Origin of the sequence: Bifidobacterium sp. B4079 (genome assembly GCF_026537385.1) — a bacterium.
In the GTDB taxonomy this organism is placed as follows: Bacteria; Actinomycetota; Actinomycetes; order Actinomycetales; family Bifidobacteriaceae; genus Bombiscardovia; species Bombiscardovia asteroides_I.
Genome location: NZ_JAFNMH010000001.1, coordinates 525,982 through 542,439 on the forward strand (window position 1 = coordinate 525,982; position 16,458 = coordinate 542,439).

Here is a 16,458-nt window from a genome sequence, read left to right on the forward strand (position 1 = left end):
CGTCCAAGTACGATGGCGGTACGGTCGCTTTGCGTCAACAGCGCTGGTAGGCTCGAACCGGCAGAGCAAGTGCAGTGGGCAGATGGAGGTCCTCGAGAATGCGGAAACTGGGGAACATGGCAGACACAGATAATGCCGAAAACCCGGACCTCGCGCCCTCACAGCCGCCCAAGACATCCGGTAGAGGCCATCCATTCGTCTCAGAGGCTCAAGAGGGCCGTCCAGTCTGCGAGGGCATCATCTTTCTGGTCGTGTTGGTCGCCGCGCTCGTTGCTTTCTACGGGTACACCTGGGCCGCGACTGGACTGGTGTCCATCGCGGCTCTGGTTTGCGGCGCCCTGCGCCTGATTCTCAAGGATCGCAGTCCTTGGAAGGTGCGGTCAGTACCCTTTGACGCTTTCATCAGCTTCGGCTTGGGCATTGGCCTTCTGGTCACTTACTTCAGCATTCAGCTGCTTCTGTGACCCCTTTCAGGCTTTCAGTCCTCAATAGTTCATTCTTCAGCGGGTTTGCCTGTGGGCTCCTCGTCACCGTCTTCTTTTTCGGAAGCAGTGTGAAGGGGTTTGACTTGCAGATCGGGAATGGTTCCTGCTTCGACAGGGGCAACGGCATCCTCGTCAGCATCAACATCGGATAGCGCCGATACATCGACAGTCTGGGCTTTGGCGTCTGCAGGGGTGGCCGTGCCGGCAGCAGCGGGGTTTTGAACCGGAACGGAGGCCTGCGTATCCTCGCCTGCCTGAGTCTGGGCACCGGGAGCAAAAGCATCTACTTGTGCCTGCGCTTCCGGCTGAGCGTCAGTGGCGGCACCAATGGCACGCATAGCCATGTTGTCGGTGATGATGCTGGTCATGATAATGACCAGGGCGACCAGAGAGGCAGCCAGCAGCGGGCAGATCCAGAAGAGCCAGAGCTGTGAGATCGGGCTGACAGACATGTGCTTGGACTGCGCGAAGATGGCGATGCCGGTGGAACGAGCGGGGTTCAGTCCCGAGCAGGTGATGGGGTAGGTGACCAGTGCGCCGACACCATAGGCCAGCCCGGTATAGAGAGCATGGTTGCGACGGGCGCGTCCGTCAGAGCGCAGGGTGGTGATGGCTGCAGCCACCACGATTATACAGCCAATGAGCTCAGTCACGATGGCCATGGGCGCCCCGAATGCGATGTGCTGCTGGCTCAGGGTGGCTGCAGCGGGCGAACCGCCGGAAAAGCCGTTGACCGAGAACATGAGCCAGGTCCTGTCAGGCACGGACTTGCTGACAGGAATAAGGGCGATAGCGACCGCACCGGCGCCAATAGCACCGATCACCTGGGCGACGATGTAAATCAGCCCGTCCACCATGCTGATCTGCGAGGTGAACATGGCAGCCACGGTCACGGCGGGGTTGAAGTGCCCACCGGAGACGCCTCCCAGCATGGCCGTCACAACCAGGTAGGTCAGGGCGGTTCCCAGAACCGGCAGCGCCACGCTGGGCTGGCCCATGACTAACTGGCCGAAGCTGTATGACAAGTAGATGACCGCGCAGATCAGGAAGGTGCCCGCCAGCTCGGCGGCCGCACGAATCCAGCGAACATCACGGGGCCTGATCCGCCTGCGGACCGGCTTTGCAGCAACCTTCCCCTCCGCCTGTTCGAGGACCGGCTCAGCACTTGCTTCCATAGTCATGTTCCCCACCTTGCAATCCCTTCGACGACAATGAACAACGACAGTTTCTAGCTTAGGGCAAGCCAACAACACTTCCCTAGGCTCCGATATAGTATGATATGACCTCTTCGGCGGCTGCGGTCGTTCAGAACGGTATCAGTTGCATATCTATCAGGCCACGTTGGGAGAACGATGCCACATCCATACACACAGGCGATCAGAGCGCGCGAACAGGGGGAGGAGGGCATCCGCCTCCAGAAGGTGCTGGCCCAGGCCGGATTCGGCTCTCGTCGCAAATGCGAACAGATCATCACCCAGGGCAGGGTCGAGGTCGACGGTGAGCTGGTCACCGCCCTGGGCAGCCGGGTGGACCCTTCACATCAGCGGATTCGCGTGGATGGATCCCGCATCCACCTGAACGACAAGCACGTCACGCTGGCGCTGAACAAGCCCCGCAAGGTTCTTTCGACCATGGACGATCCCAAGGGCCGGTTCACCCTGCGCGACATCATCGGGGACCGCTACGAGCGCGTCTTCCACATGGGCAGGCTGGACTATGACTCCGAAGGCCTCATTCTCATGACCGACGACGGGGAGCTGGCCCAGCATGTCATGCATCCGCGTTACGAGGTGGAGAAGACCTATATAGCTACGCTCAGCGGCCACATTGGCGGCAATGTTTGCCGAAGGCTGGTCAGCCAAGGGGTGGAGCTGGACGACGGGTTGATCCGCCTGGACCATTGCGCCATCATCGACCACAACCGCGAGCACACCATCGTCAAGGTGGCCCTGCATTCGGGCAAGAACCGGATAGTACGGCGCATTTTCGGAGCCATCGGTTACCCGGTGACCCGGCTGGTGCGCACCCAGATCGGCCCCATCCGACTGGGCGAGATTCGGCCGGGCTCCTACAGGGTGCTCTCGGCGGCTGAGATCAAGGCCCTGGATAAGGAGGTCGGACTGTGATCACTGTCGCCATCGATGGCCCTGCGGGAGTGGGCAAGTCCTCCACTTCGCGGGCCCTGGCCAAGCATTTTGGACTGGCCTACCTGGACACGGGCGCCATGTACCGCGCGGTCACCCTCTGGTGCATGGAACGCGGGCTAGACCTGGACGCGGACCAGCCCGATAAGGAGACCATCACCGAGGTCGTAGCCGATTCCATCACCGGCGGCCATCTGGTCATGGGGCTGGACCCGGAGCATCCCAGTGTCAGTCTGGACCACCAGGACGTGGATCAGGATATACGCTCCACCAGGGTTTCCGAGCACGTCTCTGTGGTTTCCTCAATTCCAGCCGTGCGCCGTGTACTCATCGCCGCCCAGCGGGCCATCATGGCCGACCAGGAGCGCGGAGTAGTGGCCGAGGGGCGAGACATCACAACGGTGGTGGCCCCGGATGCCCAGGTCCGCGTGCTGCTGACAGCACGTGAGGAGGTCCGCCAGGCCCGCCGCAGCGGCCAGGCCCAGTCAGGGTCAGTCGGCGCTGAGGATCTGGCCGCACGGGATGCCCGAGATTCTAAGGTCACCTCTTTCTTGGACGCCGCCGATGGTGTGACCACCTTGGACAACTCCGATCTGACCTTCGAGCAAACACTGCAGGTCCTGATCGACCTGGTCTCTTCGGCCATGGAGAAAGACTCCCACGACGAGTACGCCCGCAATCTGGACGGCTATGAGCTGGATGAAGAGGACCGTGCCCTTTTGGAGGGCGGCTCCGAGAACCGGGATGACCAGGACCAAGGCCCCAAGGCCGTAGGCGTGCTGGCTGTGGTCGGAAGGCCCAACGTAGGCAAGTCCACCCTGGTCAACAGGATTCTCGGCCGCCGTGCCGCCGTAGTCGAGGACACCCCTGGCGTGACACGGGACCGAGTCAGCTATGAGGCCGAGTGGGCCGGCACCCGATTCAAACTGGTGGACACCGGCGGATGGGAGAGCGATGTGGAGGGTATCGAATCCGCCATTGCCTCCCAAGCCCAGGTGGCCGTATCGCTGGCTGATGCCGTCATTCTGGTCGTGGACGGCCAAGTGGGGCTGACCGCCAGCGACGAGCGGATCGTCACCATGCTGCGGGCCGCCGGCAAGCCGGTGGTTCTGGCTGTGAATAAGCTGGATGATCGGATGGCCGACTACACCGCCTCCGAATTCTGGAAGCTGGGCCTGGGCGAACCCTATGCCATCTCCGCCATGCACGGTCGGGGGATAGGCGATCTGCTGGACGCAGCACTGGAACAACTCAGGAAAGCCGACAAAACTTCGGGATTCCTCACCCCCGAGGGCTTGCGCCGCGTGGCCTTGGTCGGCCGGCCCAACGTGGGCAAATCCTCCCTGCTCAACCAGCTGGCCCATGAGGAGCGGGCAGTGGTCCACGATCTGGCCGGCACCACCCGTGACCCGGTCGACGAGGTCGTCCAGGTGGAGGGCGAAGACTGGCTCTTCATCGACACTGCAGGCATCAAACGCCGCCTGCACAAGATTTCGGGAGCCGAGTACTACTCCAGTCTGCGCACCCAGGCGGCCATCGAACGTTCGGAGCTGGCCCTCATCCTCTTTGACGCATCCCAGCCCATTGCGGACCAGGATCTCAAGGTCATGAGCCAGGCCGTGGATGCGGGCCGGGCCATTGTCCTGGTCTTCAACAAGTGGGATCTGCTGGACGACTTTGGCCGTCAGCGTCTCGAGCGGCTCTGGCAGACCGAGTTCGACCGGGTCACCTGGGCTGAGCGGGTCAATCTGTCTGCCAAGACCGGCTGGCACACCAACCGGCTGGCCAGGGCCATGCGCACCGCTTTGGAATCATGGGACAAGCGCATACCGACCGGCAAGCTCAACTCCTTCCTGGGCAAGGTTCAGGCCGCGCACCCGCATCCGCTGCGAGGCGGCAAACAACCGAGGATCCTCTTCGCCACCCAGGCCTCCACCAGGCCGCCGCGTTTCGTGATCTTCGCCACCGGCTTCCTGGAGCACGGCTACCGCCGCTATCTGGAACGCTGCCTGCGCGAGGAGTTCGGCTTCGAGGGCACTCCCATCCAGATCTCCGTGCATATCCGCGAGAAGAAGAAGCGTAAATGAAAAAGGTCCCCGGCCTGGCTCCTTAGTCGGCCCAGGGACCTTTCCATAACCCTGCAGCTCGTGAGCGGCACCCCGACCATCACACTCCGGTCGCAGCGCAATGCATAGTGGGATTTGTGTCTATCCCACAATTCAGGTTTTATTGATTAACTGTGGGGATACTTAAGCGAAGTCTTTGTGTCATTGCAACCGATATTAATTCTGAGTCTGCAGATTGAGTAAGGATTCAATATGAAGTTTAAGAAAATAACACACTTAACTCAGGCAAATGCAGACCAGATTGCCAGAAAATGGCATTATAAGGACAGATATAGTTTTTATGACATGGAGAATGATCCAGAGGATTTTGAAGAGATAATCACTCCAGCGTTACGGGACAATAAGTATTACCAGGTTTTGAATGATAAAGATGAACTGGTCGGTTATTTTTGCCTGGAAAGGTTATCAGAGAAAAAGGTGGAAGTCGGTTTAGGATTGAGACCGGATTTGACCGGACAGGGGTTGGGATTCAATTTCGTCAAAGGAATCGAAGCATTTATACAGGATAATTTTAATTATAAAGTTATAGTTCTTTCAGTAGCCAGCTTCAATAAACGTGCGATTAAAGTCTATCAGAGAGCAGGGTTTAGAGTAGATGGTTCGAAATTGCAAAAATCGAATGATGGCATATACGAATTCATCAATTTAAGCAAAACTGAGGATTGCTAATAACGAAGAACATACCTTCACAAGACCTAACCCGACCCAATAGCTATACAGATTCAAGAATGTGAACGCAGACGATTGCTGGATATGCAGCCAGTCATTATCGGTTTAGTCAGATGAGAAAGATACCGGGGATGCTCTCATATCCCCAACGATCCCCGATAGGAATGTACTAGCTTTCAACCTTGTTTCAATGAAGTACAAGGTTTGTGCTGTGTCTGCTAATACAGTTTCCAGGGTGAAAGCCGACGCCTGTCCAGACTGTTGCAGCTTGACTCGTGAAATGATGCTGCTGATGAAGGACCGTGTTGCCGGCCTGGTACTTGGTTTGGTCCAAATCAGCTTCGAATCCTTCCAGCGAATTCAGGAAGTTCTTACTTGTATCCCGATCCTTCATTTACAGCCTCCTTCAAACCACTGGTTGCATACAAGAACTAGCGGCGGGAAACAGGTTCTCCCTGCTCGGCATACTTTCTGCCCGCGTATGAACCATAGGCAAATATGAGCACAAGGACGACTGCCAAAGCTGTTCCACAGATCCAGTAGAGTCTGAATCCGCCATAAGCCAGAGCAGCCAAGATCATGACCACACCCAGAATCATGAAGAGCACGCCGCCAAACTGCTGACAGCGGCGCCAGGCCTCGCGGCTGGCATATGCACCTGGCACTCGGAAACCGCTGACACCGTTGGGTCTGATTTTAGGAGCGAAGTTGCCGATGACCATGAGAGTCAGACCGGTCAATAGCATGGCCACTTTATCGATGCCGAAATTCGTCGGCCACCAGTCCCAATGAGGATCAGCAGCAACTATGGCGAACATATCTATAACCGCGAGAATAATCTGCATGCATAGCCCACCCAGCAGAAAAACGGTCAAAGTATGCCCCGCTTCATCACCACGTTTAATCAAGTTTGCGCGCAGGAAGAGCATAATAATGGTCCAAATCAGCGCAATGACCAGAAAGATGCAGGGCATCCAGACCAGCTCCTGGGGAGAGCCCCAGCTGTCCACTTGATTCTGGGCGTTCCAATGAAGCGGAACCTTTTCATTGGGCAGACGATTGACCACTAAGCGGCTTATGCCGAGCATGATCAGCCCTGGCAACCACTGAGCCACGACCAGGGTCGGGACGAACCGACCTGTTTTGTCGCTCTTGGCTGCTTCGGTCCTCTCTCCATCAGCCATGAGAGTCTCCTCTAAAACTCCGAAACCGCCGTCGGACCAGCGTCGCTCACTGTCTGCTGCGCGGGCAGACTTCTCTTGTCGCTGGCGCTGGTCCGCAGACGGTAAAGCCACTGAATGGTGCTGTCCAGCACGCTCAGATTGAGTTCATAAATGACCCTGGTGCCCTGTTTGTGTCCAACAATCAGATCAGCTTCTTTCAACTTCCTCAGATGATAGGACAGCTTGGACGGGGTCATTCCCAGCTTTTCGGCCAGGCGCCCAGCCTCCATGCCACCTTGCTCTAAGAGATCTAGCACACTACGACGCAGGGGATCAGCCAGAGCCGCTGTTGTTTCTTGAATAGCCATAAGTCTCCTTTTCGATGATTTTCTCTAGTATTTGCATGCTAACATTGTTTCAACCAATATTGTATATTTTCTTCAATTTTTATATGCTTTTCTATCACTGAGCGCAAAATAATTGACAATCTCCTGGATTGATGCCTTGCGCGGCAACATTAGACTGTTGAACATAACTACTCTTCTGAAGCTGAGGCTGATCGGGGAGAAGATTGGCCCTAGGCCGCTGGGCCAGAGCTCATCTGAGGTCATGCTACTATGAAAACCTCAATGAATGGGAGAACTTCGGGATGGACGAAAATGGAATAAAAGTCAACAATGACAAGGCTGCCATCTTCGATCTCGACGGCACGCTTCTGGATTCCATGGGAGTCTGGAAGGAAATCGACCAACGTTTCTTTGCTCGCCGCAACATTCCTATGCCGGACGATTACGCATCTGTAGTGGCCTCCATGCAGACCGATGCCATCGCTAGATACACCATCGACCGCTTCCACCTTGACGAGTGCCCAGACGAGCTTGTGAAGGAGTGGAACGAGGACGCACTCCTGCTTTACGCCACAGCTGTGCAACCCAAGCCACACGCACTCGACTACCTGAATGCGCTGAGGGTCAGCGGCGCCTCCCTGGCTGTGGCAACTAGCCTCCCGCCGCGCCTACGACGGGCTGCCCTGAAACACGCTGGGATGACCGATTGTTTCGACCAGGTCTGCAGTGTGGATGACGTCAAAAGCATCGGCAAGGAGGAGCCGGAAATCTACCTGCTGGCTTCGCGGATGCTGGGCGTTGCGCCTGACCACTGCACGGTTTTCGAAGATCTTCTGGTCGCCGTCGATTCTGCCAAGCGCGCTGGAATGAAAGTCTGGGCCATGTACGACCAGTCCTCGGACATGGATTGGGACTCCATTCGCTCTGAAGCCGATGGCACTATCACAGACTTCGCTCAGGCGCCTGCCATTCTCTGACTCGCTCAGCACCGACTCTAGCCAGCTGTTACCATGAAAGCGTCAAGAATTTGGTGGAGGCGTTATGGGCGATTCAGGCAGGATAAATGCCGGTTGCTCACAGTGGCTGTACTCACGTTTGCTCGCTCGTCTGGGATTGCAGAATTGGTGGCCAGCAGAGACCGACTTCGAAATGATGATTGGAGCGGTGCTGGTCCAACATACAGCCTGGGGGAACGCAGCCATGTCCATCCAGCAGCTGCGCAAGGCCGGTCTGCTTGACCCATGCAACATGGCCGACGTCGACCGGGCGAGACTGACAACCTTAATCAAGTCCAGCGGCTTCATGACGGCCAAGGCGCGCACATGCAAGGCCCTGGCTCAGTGGCTGCTGGCCCATGGCATCTGCACAGCCGACGTGGAGGAATGCGCGGATGAAGGTCTGCGTGACAGTCTGCTCACCATTCCTGGTGTCGGGCGCGAGACGGCGGATGTTATACGGCTCTATGCCTTCGGCCAGCCCTGCTTCATCTGGGACGCCTACGCACGCCGGATGCTGGACGGCCTGGGGTGGGCCTGCTTGCGGTCATACCAGGAGGGTGAGGAGTACGAGGCGGATTTTATTCAGATTGATCAATGGCCGCTCAACGATCTACGCGAATTTCACGGGCTGATCGTCCAAGCAGGCAAAAACCATCGCAATCCCCAAGTCTATGCCGCCTTCCTTAAGGAACTTGGCGGTCCTGAAAGCTCCTCCAAGTAAGTTGATTCCTTGTGATTCGATCCATGACGTGCGTGCAGAGATGCATGCGATCTGTCACAAGGCATATGAGATACTTCCTATATACCACTTCTATGCAGCACCCTGACATGGTGGCTCTTATGACCGCATCTTCACCTGACAATCTTCTCTGCACCCCTGTGAATCGCGCACAGTAAGAATTTGACTTGACTTCAAGCGGATTGAACTCCGTAGACTATGTTTCGTCCGCATACTTGGCAAACGGATACGCCAGGTAGTGAAGAATGGGGAGCATGAGTATGAAGGCAGCAAAGTTTGTGAAGCCAGGCCGCATCGAGCTGGAGGAAGCGCCGATGCCGACCATCGGAAAGCCTGGAGATGCCGTGATTCGGGTCGTCCGCGCCTGCGTGTGCGGGTCCGACCTGTGGTGGTACCGGGGGATTTCCTCAATGCCCTCAGGCAGTCATGTAGGGCATGAAGCCATCGGCCTGGTCGAGAAGGTTGGCTCCGATGTCACCCATGTCAAGCCGGGCGACTTCGTGATAGCGCCCTTCACCCATGGCTGCGGGCACTGCGCTGCCTGCAGGGCTGGCTTCGACGGAGACTGCCTTGACCCGAACAGGCAGGGGAGTGGCGGCTACCAGAGCGAGTATCTGCGGTTCACCAACGCAGACTGGGCCTTGGTGCAGATTCCAGGCCAGCCTGAGGACTACAGCGACGACATGCTCGACTCCCTGCTCACCCTCTCCGACGTGATGGCCACCGGTTATCATGCAGCCGCCACCGCCCAAGTCAAGGAGGGCGACACGGTCGTGGTCATGGGCGATGGAGCCGTGGGTCTGTGCGGAGTCATAGCGGCCAAACTGCGTGGGGCCGAGCGCATAATCGCCATGAGCCGGCATGAGGACCGCCAGAAGTTGGCGCGCGAATTCGGGGCCACCGACATCGTGCCTGAACGCGGCGAAGCTGCTATAGAGCAGGTCATGGCGCTCACTGACGGAGCCGGAGCCGATGCCGTCCTGGAATGCGTAGGCACCGAACTGTCCACCGAAACCGCCATCAGGGCGACCCGACCCGGCGCAGTAGTCGGCAGGGTCGGCGTGCCACAGCAGGTCAGCATGGATACCTCTAAGCTGTTCTGGCGCAATATCGGTCTTCGAGGAGGCATAGCCGCAGTCACCACATATGACAAGCATCTGCTGCTTGACCAAGTGCTCAAGGGCGGCATCCAGCCAGGCAAAGTTTTCACCGAGCGCTTTGCCCTGGATCACATCCAGGAGGCCTATGAGGCCATGGACCAGCGCACCGCCATCAAATCTCTGCTGCTTGTGAGCGAATGAGACTGCGACAATAATCAGCTGATACTCGGCACTGCCGGCTCTGCTAGTGATGCCGAGTAAGCATGCCTGCATGAACATGCCGTTATTCCAAAAAAATCCGGGACGAATCAGGGTAACTCAGGGTGTTTCATCCCCTCTTGCGCTGATATTAATGGAATTGAAAGATGGCGACAAGGATGACCGTCATACAGGTTCAAGTGATGTACGAGGGCATATGACACCAACAAGGCGAATCTACATTGCTGAGCGTAGAGGCTCTGACCTGGAAGGCCAGCGATTATCATCCAAGGGAAAGATGCAACTATGAATGACGCCAACGTGGGCAAGAGCAGAGGCCCTGCGCCAACGGTTGAAGCTACAGGGCTGTCCATGGTGGTCTCCCCGCGCCGCGGTGATTCCCTGACTATTCTCAATGACATCGCCTTCACCGCATATCCGGGGGAGATGACCGGCATCATCGGGCCGTCAGGCAGCGGCAAATCAACATTGCTGTACTGCCTGGCCGGGCTGGAAAAGGCCACCGGCGGAACCGTGCGGCTGCTTGGCAAGGACATAACCCGTCTGAGACTGTCGGCCATGACCAAGTTCAGACGCCAACATCTGGGCTTCGTATTCCAGTCCTACAACCTGATCACCAGCATGACGGTCGAACAGAATCTGGCTCTGCCATTCACCCTTCGCGGATCCCGCTTTCCCAGAAAGACGGCGGATTCCCTCTTGAAGTATTTTGGCCTAATCGATCAGAAAAAGAAAAGCGTCACCCTGCTGTCGGGCGGCGAGCAGCAACGTGTTGCCCTGGCCCGCGTCCTGCTATCCGACGCAGATGTAGTATTCGCGGACGAACCAACCGGTGCTCTGGATCAGGAATCCGGAGAAAAGGTCATATCAGTGCTGAAGGAACTCGCCAATCACGAAGAGAAAACCATCGTACTGGTGACGCATAACAATGAAGTGGCAGGTCAGTGCGATCGGCTGTTTGCCGTGCGCGATGGCCGCATCAGCCAACAATTACATTTATAAGCTTTCGTACATAGAAACGCCAGGAGTTTCATCCTTATAGATACCGTCTATCTCAAGCTCCATTGGTATTTGGAAGGCGCTTCCAAGGACGACTGCAGTACCAGGGGCGAAACTGGGTAATCGACTGACTTGATCAGCCGTGATGGTCGGAACATTCCTTTTTATGTAATCCAGATCGATAGCATTTTGAATTCTATGAATGATAAAGGCACCAGTCTGTGATAGCACAATCTTCGATAATTCACTTGGAATTTGACTGATTATCGTTAAATGAACGCCAAATTTTCTACCCTCGCGGGCAATTTGATTGAAAATACTATCGTCAGTGAGATCACTCTGACGGATATATCTATGGGCTTCATCGAATATAAGATAAACCGGTTCTTCGTCATAATCATCATCTTGTCTATTTCTCTCGAACAGGGTTCTTGCTACATAATTAGAAAATAGTTTGAGCCCATCGGAATCAGGCATCCCAGAGACATCAAAGATAATGCATCCAGCAGTTTCTCTGTTCAAAATAGACGAAACAGTGTTACTGCTTGAATTTCTAAGAATATTATCAGCATATTTTTCCTTGAGATTATAAAGTTGGGTTACGAGTCCCTCTGAGTAAGAGCGGGCCTGCTTATTGCCCCTTACTTCCTCTTCCGCAAATACAAAATCCAAAGATCTGCTAATATCATCCATTGATATATCCCTAGGTTCCTTTAAGAACTGCTTCTCATCAAGAACTTTATTGATGTCAGGCCTACCTGCACTCATATATGACTTAGTGAGATAGTGACAGAAGCATCTCTGCAGCGTGACCTGCAGGCCATCAGGCAAATTTCCATAGTACAAATTATATAGATCAAACAATTCCTTGAAATTTTCAGGCTTTTTACACTTTGGTTTAGACCTTGGCACATTTAAAATAAACTTTGTTAGTAACCCTTCTTCTTCAAATGGATAGTTTATATCATCTCCAAGTAAATCTACATATTTCGAAATAAGAATTCGTCTTGTAGCATGACCATCTGCATTGGTATCTTCTAAAGCCTGATAAGCTAATCCAGCATATAGTTTCTTCATTCCATCATCGTTTAAAGACGAATAGCGAATTGTACGTTCGAGTAAGGGTTTCTGAATTCGTTGAGATGGATTTAGAATCGATGACCAATCGTCAATTGTCAGTTCGCCGGGACATAAATGATAGTCGCCTTTTTCGTAATAAGTAACTTTTTTTGGATCTTTTTCTGCATACTTTTTCGTCATGTTTTTGTAATCTCCATGAAGATCAAACACAACGAATAATGCGTCCTTCTTTATATAAGGTATTGAATCCCGATTAACGAGTTCTTCCATTAACTTGCTGAGTAGCAGCCGCACGGTGGTTGATTTTCCTGACCCTGTATTGCCTAGTACTGCTGTGTGTCCACCGAAAAGATCGTCAAGTTCCAAAGAAGGCCGAATATTGCGATAACCCGCTAATTGCCCGATCGAATATCTTTCGGCACAGTCGAACAAAACAGTCAGCTCACTTTCGTCGCAAGCATATATATCCGAACCAACCATTGGAATATCCGCAACACCAGGCCTGTATCCATCTGAATTGATTGAACCTAAGGGAATTGCGGAAAAAACATAGCTATCCAAGAATCTATTTGATGCTTCGTGACCGTATGGCTTTTCATACTCTGCTATTGCAACAACCTTGAATATTACTTTTACATCGGTATTCAAATAAGCGAACAGATACTGGTTGAGGCTATTTATATGTCGGAATTTACCCCACAACAATCGATCAGTAATATCGCTTGAGACTGCGCGAAATCGGATTTGTCTTTGATCAACATAGATTATCGTGCCTATTCGCCACTCGTTGAGCTTGCTTCTTCTGGTATCGATCATTCTTTCCCGCCTCTTTTGACATCCATAGCGTTATGAAGTGTTGTGTCTGAATCTTCAGGATCTTTATGCGTAAATATTGTAGGAGCAAAGAAGTCGGCAACGTCAGAGAACTGTAGTGGGGCATCCTCATCAGTTTCCTTACCTTCTACATTTTTATAGGGGTATATAAAATAGGCATTAGCAGATTTTGCTTTTGCGTAAAATGCTGATAACCCATTGTGGTTGGCATCTGAAACTATAGGCTTCGAAACAAAAGCGTAGAGTGTAAAGTCTGGTCTGGCGAGTGCATCCAGTATTAATTTAGCAATATGATCGTCACCAAAGCTAAAACCAGCAGTAAACAGCACTGTGTTAGGCACAGCTAGCGTATTAACGAATTCTCTGAACAAGTCAGAGTAAGGCTCATTTTGGGTTAGCGCATACTTGGAAGACGTTGGCGATATCAAAACATCTTGCCAATCTGCTTTATCATCAATATCATTTAGAATTTGCGTTCTGATTATTTGTGAATTTTCACTATCGCTTTTCCAATTGATAGAACCGTGTAATTTGACAAGTCTGAAAAATGGATTAACTAATTCTAGGTGATCTTTAAATCGATTTTCTAGATCAGCTGGCCTTCTATGGAACTCAGTCATTGAAAATGTGCTTTTTATACCGTTCGTAAAGCCGTCAGTATAAGCATATCTGCTGGATTCCAAGGCACGTTCATGACACAGATCGTAGTTAGTAGTGAATAGATTGACGACATCATAGTGACCATTGCTTTGAGCGTTTACAATTCTTCTTGAGTCTCCTAACCCCTGAATCACCTTTCGATAGTTATTGCTTACATTGCAGACATTGTCTTTGTCCGGATCCTTTCCTTTTCCTGAATCCTCTTGCTGCTCTTTTTCGTCTCCTTCCCGGATCTTTTTTAGCAGAAACGCCACAATTTCCTTATACAAATCGCTGTCTTCTACTTCGTCCACTCCCCCCAAGACGCGGTAATCAAGCCAAGAGAGGAATGGCTCAATATCTTTGAAATTTTCAATTTCTTTATTTAATTCCCTATTTCCCGTGTCAGTACTTTTGCTTAAGGTCGTCTGACTGTCTCTATCTTTTTGTTTAAGGAAAGTTTCAATCTTATGATCCAGCTTCTTTTTGTCATCGCCCTCTTTAGACTTTCGGTAGTCACTGAAAACCCTACCCATTAAGGGGACTGTCGGCATAGAAGCTCCTGAACCGATAAGTGTAGAGAGATTTACAGAGTTAGCTAATACGGATTGAACCAATATGCGAATTTGTTGTTTCGAATAATGCTCCGATTTATTAAATCCCCCTCTTTCAACATTGTAAAAGGGTCCCTTTAATTCGTTGCTCTCTTCAGCACCCTTGTCATCTGGCATAGATCTGAGCCCCCTTGATATCTTTATAGATGCTTCACGACAATTACATCGTTAAAATAACACTGAAGACGCTGATTCAGAAACATTTTAATTATGATTCAAACACAGCGATTTCGTACACACATATATAAATAGAAATGGGCAATTTCCATAACAAATGCAAGAAAGCAGATACTGACAAATCCAAATATAGGTAAACCGCATTTTTGTAAGATATCAACTTAGTTTAATCAACTAATCTTTCTTATTCTCAAAGCTACGATATGTTTTGCGCATGAAATCAAACATGATGAATGAAAATCCCTGACAAGAGCCATAGTCCATATTTTATGTTCAGCATTCGGCAGATTTCAATTAAATTGAATTAACTTCAACAGGAAATGATATCTTACTTGCTTTTGCACAACCGACCATACATCATAGAATAGATAAACAATCACATTTGAAATGAAATGGCAAAACCGCAATAGTTAAGCATAATCTGCTACGCGTCAAGTAGAGCCAACATAACAATGGAGGACCGTCATGGCACGACCTACTACCAAGGAAGAACTCATCGAGGCGGCCGAAGGGGGCTTTGACACACTCATGGCGTTGCTTGAGCCGCTGACACCTGAAGAACGCAATGGCCGCTTTTCCTTCGACCTAAGCAAGGAGAAGGGGGCCCACTGGGCACGCGACAGGAACATCAAAGATGTGCTCGTCCATCTCCACGAGTGGCATCAGCTTCTTTTGAATTGGGTGGAGGACAACCAGCAGGGCAGGACCCATGCCTTTCTTCCTGACGGCTACAACTGGCGTAATTACGGCGAATTGAATGTGAAACTGCGGGACAAACACAATGACACCACCTGCGATCAGGCTCTGGATCTGTTCGTCGAATCCCATAAGAAGGTCATGGCCCTGGCGCAATCGTTCACCAATGAGCAGCTGTTCACCAACGGCGTCCTCCCATGGACCGGAAACTCTACCTTGGGCTCTGCCTTCATCTCCTCGACCTCCAGCCATTATAACTGGGCCCTGAAGAAGATACGTAAGTACTTGAAGGGGCTAAAATAAGCGCTCGGACATCTGATAAGGAGCTGTTTCATAAACAGACGGTAATAGGTTGCCTTGCGACCAGATCCACAGGATAGGCGACCCAAAAAGCAATCTCTCAACATATTCGTGATAGCAATATTTAAAACCGTATCTAGGATGTGTGCACTTGCATTTTCTATCACCGTGCTGCCCACCCGACTGGCAATGCAACTAGAGCACCCTCCCTGTTCTGCCGACATCAGGGGCCGAAGGTCATGATTATCTGCGGAGAGACGTAGGAGCCTCATGCCTTGCTCCAGTTATCAACGAAGCTGTTGCTGGATCCATTGTTATGAACACGACCTCCGCGGAAGCAGTCAGCAAGGCATGACGCCCAGTAATCACACCTGCATTATCTGAACAAGAGACACGTGTTCTGCGCTTGGCTGCGAAAGGCACTGCCAATCGGCAAATTGCAGGGCACCTATACATCTTCGAAGCAACTTTTAGATTCAGGGGGTAAACCGGCACTGAGAATATATTGATTTCCCCGTCCGCCGTTCGCGACATTGAATCGTTGCCCGTGGAATCGAATCATAGTTCAGGGGGGGGGGGGGTGATCTTTGCTCATTGAGCGCGCCTGTTCAGATAAGCGTCAGTCCGCTGTTTGTCGAAAGCCATGGCGGCTGTGAGGGTAAGGGCCAGACCCTCCGGAGTTAGAATCGTAGCTTCAAGCGAGTTCCACGGCTTACGAGCAGGTGCTGAAGTAGAGCCCGGACGGAGGTGCTCGCATATTTCCACAATCTTGCCGATCTGCTGTTCGGTGACTGCTATGCTTAGGCTTCCTATGGACTCCATGTCCGAATAAGCGCCGCCTACATTGGAACCACTCTTGCGGATCAGCACATCTTGAAAGGCCCAGCGCCTCAAGTGAATCATCATGCCTGGCATGGTGCAGAGATTGATGAAGCCCAGTCCCTGCGTCCAGAAAACCTCTGATTCTTCTAGATCGTGGCTGTACAAGCACATGAACATGGGCATGAGATAGATGCCCCTGTAAGGCTCAGGCGGTTCCGTACCCTTCCCCGGCTCCGGCACAGGACTAATGCTTACGCCTGCATAAGCAGAAGCTTTGGACTGGTTATGACTATGCATGGTTGCCTCG

The 16,458-nt window shown here is 52.5% G+C and carries 17 protein-coding genes; 10 read left to right on the top strand and 7 right to left on the bottom strand.

What is annotated here, in order from left to right; translation table 11 throughout:
• Window positions 1-116 precede the first annotated feature (116 nt).
• Window positions 117-464 carry a DUF3017 domain-containing protein gene (locus J3T95_RS02235; RefSeq protein WP_258561578.1) on the top strand — a complete coding sequence of 116 codons (348 nt, stop codon included), beginning with the start codon at window positions 117-119 and terminating at the stop codon, window positions 462-464.
• A 29-nt stretch (window positions 465-493) separates the two neighbouring features.
• Here J3T95_RS02235 and J3T95_RS02240 read toward each other — a convergent pair whose 3' ends face one another.
• Complete coding sequence (locus tag J3T95_RS02240; RefSeq protein ID WP_267450244.1) at window positions 494-1,666, bottom strand: MIP/aquaporin family protein; 1,173 nt, start codon at window positions 1,664-1,666, stop codon at window positions 494-496.
• A gap of 171 nt (window positions 1,667-1,837) precedes the next feature.
• Between J3T95_RS02240 and J3T95_RS02245 the strand changes: the two genes are divergently transcribed.
• From J3T95_RS02245 to J3T95_RS02255, 3 genes are all read left to right on the top strand, one after another.
• A complete protein-coding gene (locus J3T95_RS02245; protein WP_267450245.1) occupies window positions 1,838-2,611 on the top strand; it encodes a pseudouridine synthase in 774 nt (257 codons plus the stop codon).
• The gene (gene der, locus J3T95_RS02250; protein ID WP_267450246.1) at window positions 2,608-4,716 is read left to right on the top strand and encodes a bifunctional cytidylate kinase/GTPase Der; all 2,109 of its coding nucleotides are present in this window, start codon (window positions 2,608-2,610) and stop codon (window positions 4,714-4,716) included. Before J3T95_RS02245 ends, der begins: the two co-directional genes overlap by 4 nt.
• Before the next feature lie 231 nt (window positions 4,717-4,947).
• Entirely contained in the window at window positions 4,948-5,424 is a 477-nt protein-coding gene (locus J3T95_RS02255; RefSeq protein WP_267450247.1) for a GNAT family N-acetyltransferase, read from the top strand.
• A gap of 187 nt (window positions 5,425-5,611) precedes the next feature.
• Here the strand turns inward: J3T95_RS02255 and J3T95_RS02260 are convergent, their stop codons facing one another.
• From J3T95_RS02260 to J3T95_RS02270, 3 genes are read right to left on the bottom strand one after another with little or no spacing between them, the layout of a single operon-like run.
• A complete protein-coding gene (locus J3T95_RS02260) occupies window positions 5,612-5,818 on the bottom strand; it encodes a hypothetical protein (protein WP_267450248.1) in 207 nt (68 codons plus the stop codon).
• Between the two features lie 37 nt (window positions 5,819-5,855).
• On the bottom strand, window positions 5,856-6,608 hold the full coding sequence (locus tag J3T95_RS02265) for an SdpI family protein (RefSeq protein WP_267450249.1): 753 nt from the start codon (window positions 6,606-6,608) through the stop codon (window positions 5,856-5,858).
• A gap of 11 nt (window positions 6,609-6,619) precedes the next feature.
• Window positions 6,620-6,955 carry a metalloregulator ArsR/SmtB family transcription factor gene (locus J3T95_RS02270; RefSeq protein WP_220237310.1) on the bottom strand — a complete coding sequence of 112 codons (336 nt, stop codon included), beginning with the start codon at window positions 6,953-6,955 and terminating at the stop codon, window positions 6,620-6,622.
• A 281-nt stretch (window positions 6,956-7,236) separates the two neighbouring features.
• On the opposite strand from J3T95_RS02270, the gene J3T95_RS02275 reads away from it, so the two are divergent.
• From J3T95_RS02275 to J3T95_RS02290, 4 genes are all read left to right on the top strand, one after another.
• Entirely contained in the window at window positions 7,237-7,911 is a 675-nt protein-coding gene (locus J3T95_RS02275; protein WP_267450250.1) for an HAD family hydrolase, read from the top strand.
• A 175-nt stretch (window positions 7,912-8,086) separates the two neighbouring features.
• The gene (locus J3T95_RS02280) at window positions 8,087-8,653 is read left to right on the top strand and encodes an endonuclease III domain-containing protein (RefSeq protein ID WP_267450570.1); all 567 of its coding nucleotides are present in this window, start codon (window positions 8,087-8,089) and stop codon (window positions 8,651-8,653) included.
• A gap of 278 nt (window positions 8,654-8,931) precedes the next feature.
• A complete protein-coding gene (locus J3T95_RS02285) occupies window positions 8,932-9,972 on the top strand; it encodes a zinc-dependent alcohol dehydrogenase family protein (protein WP_416378731.1) in 1,041 nt (346 codons plus the stop codon).
• Between the two features lie 369 nt (window positions 9,973-10,341).
• On the top strand, window positions 10,342-10,992 hold the full coding sequence (locus J3T95_RS02290) for an ABC transporter ATP-binding protein (RefSeq protein WP_267450571.1): 651 nt from the start codon (window positions 10,342-10,344) through the stop codon (window positions 10,990-10,992).
• Here the strand turns inward: J3T95_RS02290 and J3T95_RS02295 are convergent.
• Together J3T95_RS02295 and J3T95_RS02300 are read right to left on the bottom strand one after the other, a co-directional pair.
• A complete protein-coding gene (locus J3T95_RS02295; protein ID WP_267450252.1) occupies window positions 10,987-12,885 on the bottom strand; it encodes an ATP-binding protein in 1,899 nt (632 codons plus the stop codon). The two genes, J3T95_RS02290 and J3T95_RS02295, sit on opposite strands and share 6 nt — an antisense overlap.
• Window positions 12,882-14,273, bottom strand: a complete 1,392-nt coding sequence (locus tag J3T95_RS02300) for an SIR2 family protein (protein ID WP_267450253.1) — start codon at window positions 14,271-14,273, stop codon at window positions 12,882-12,884. Before J3T95_RS02300 ends, J3T95_RS02295 begins: the two co-directional genes overlap by 4 nt.
• A gap of 525 nt (window positions 14,274-14,798) precedes the next feature.
• On the opposite strand from J3T95_RS02300, the gene J3T95_RS02305 reads away from it, so the two are divergent.
• Together J3T95_RS02305 and J3T95_RS09175 are read left to right on the top strand one after the other, a co-directional pair.
• Window positions 14,799-15,332: a ClbS/DfsB family four-helix bundle protein gene (locus J3T95_RS02305; RefSeq protein WP_267450254.1), complete on the top strand. Its 534-nt coding sequence runs from the start codon at window positions 14,799-14,801 to the stop codon at window positions 15,330-15,332.
• 361 nt (window positions 15,333-15,693) lie between these two features.
• Window positions 15,694-15,816 (top strand): LuxR C-terminal-related transcriptional regulator, encoded by a 123-nt coding sequence (locus tag J3T95_RS09175; RefSeq protein ID WP_416378741.1) that lies wholly within the window; start codon window positions 15,694-15,696, stop codon window positions 15,814-15,816.
• A gap of 104 nt (window positions 15,817-15,920) precedes the next feature.
• Here J3T95_RS09175 and J3T95_RS02310 read toward each other — a convergent pair whose 3' ends face one another.
• A complete protein-coding gene (locus J3T95_RS02310) occupies window positions 15,921-16,334 on the bottom strand; it encodes a hypothetical protein (protein ID WP_267450255.1) in 414 nt (137 codons plus the stop codon).
• Window positions 16,335-16,458 lie beyond the last annotated feature (124 nt).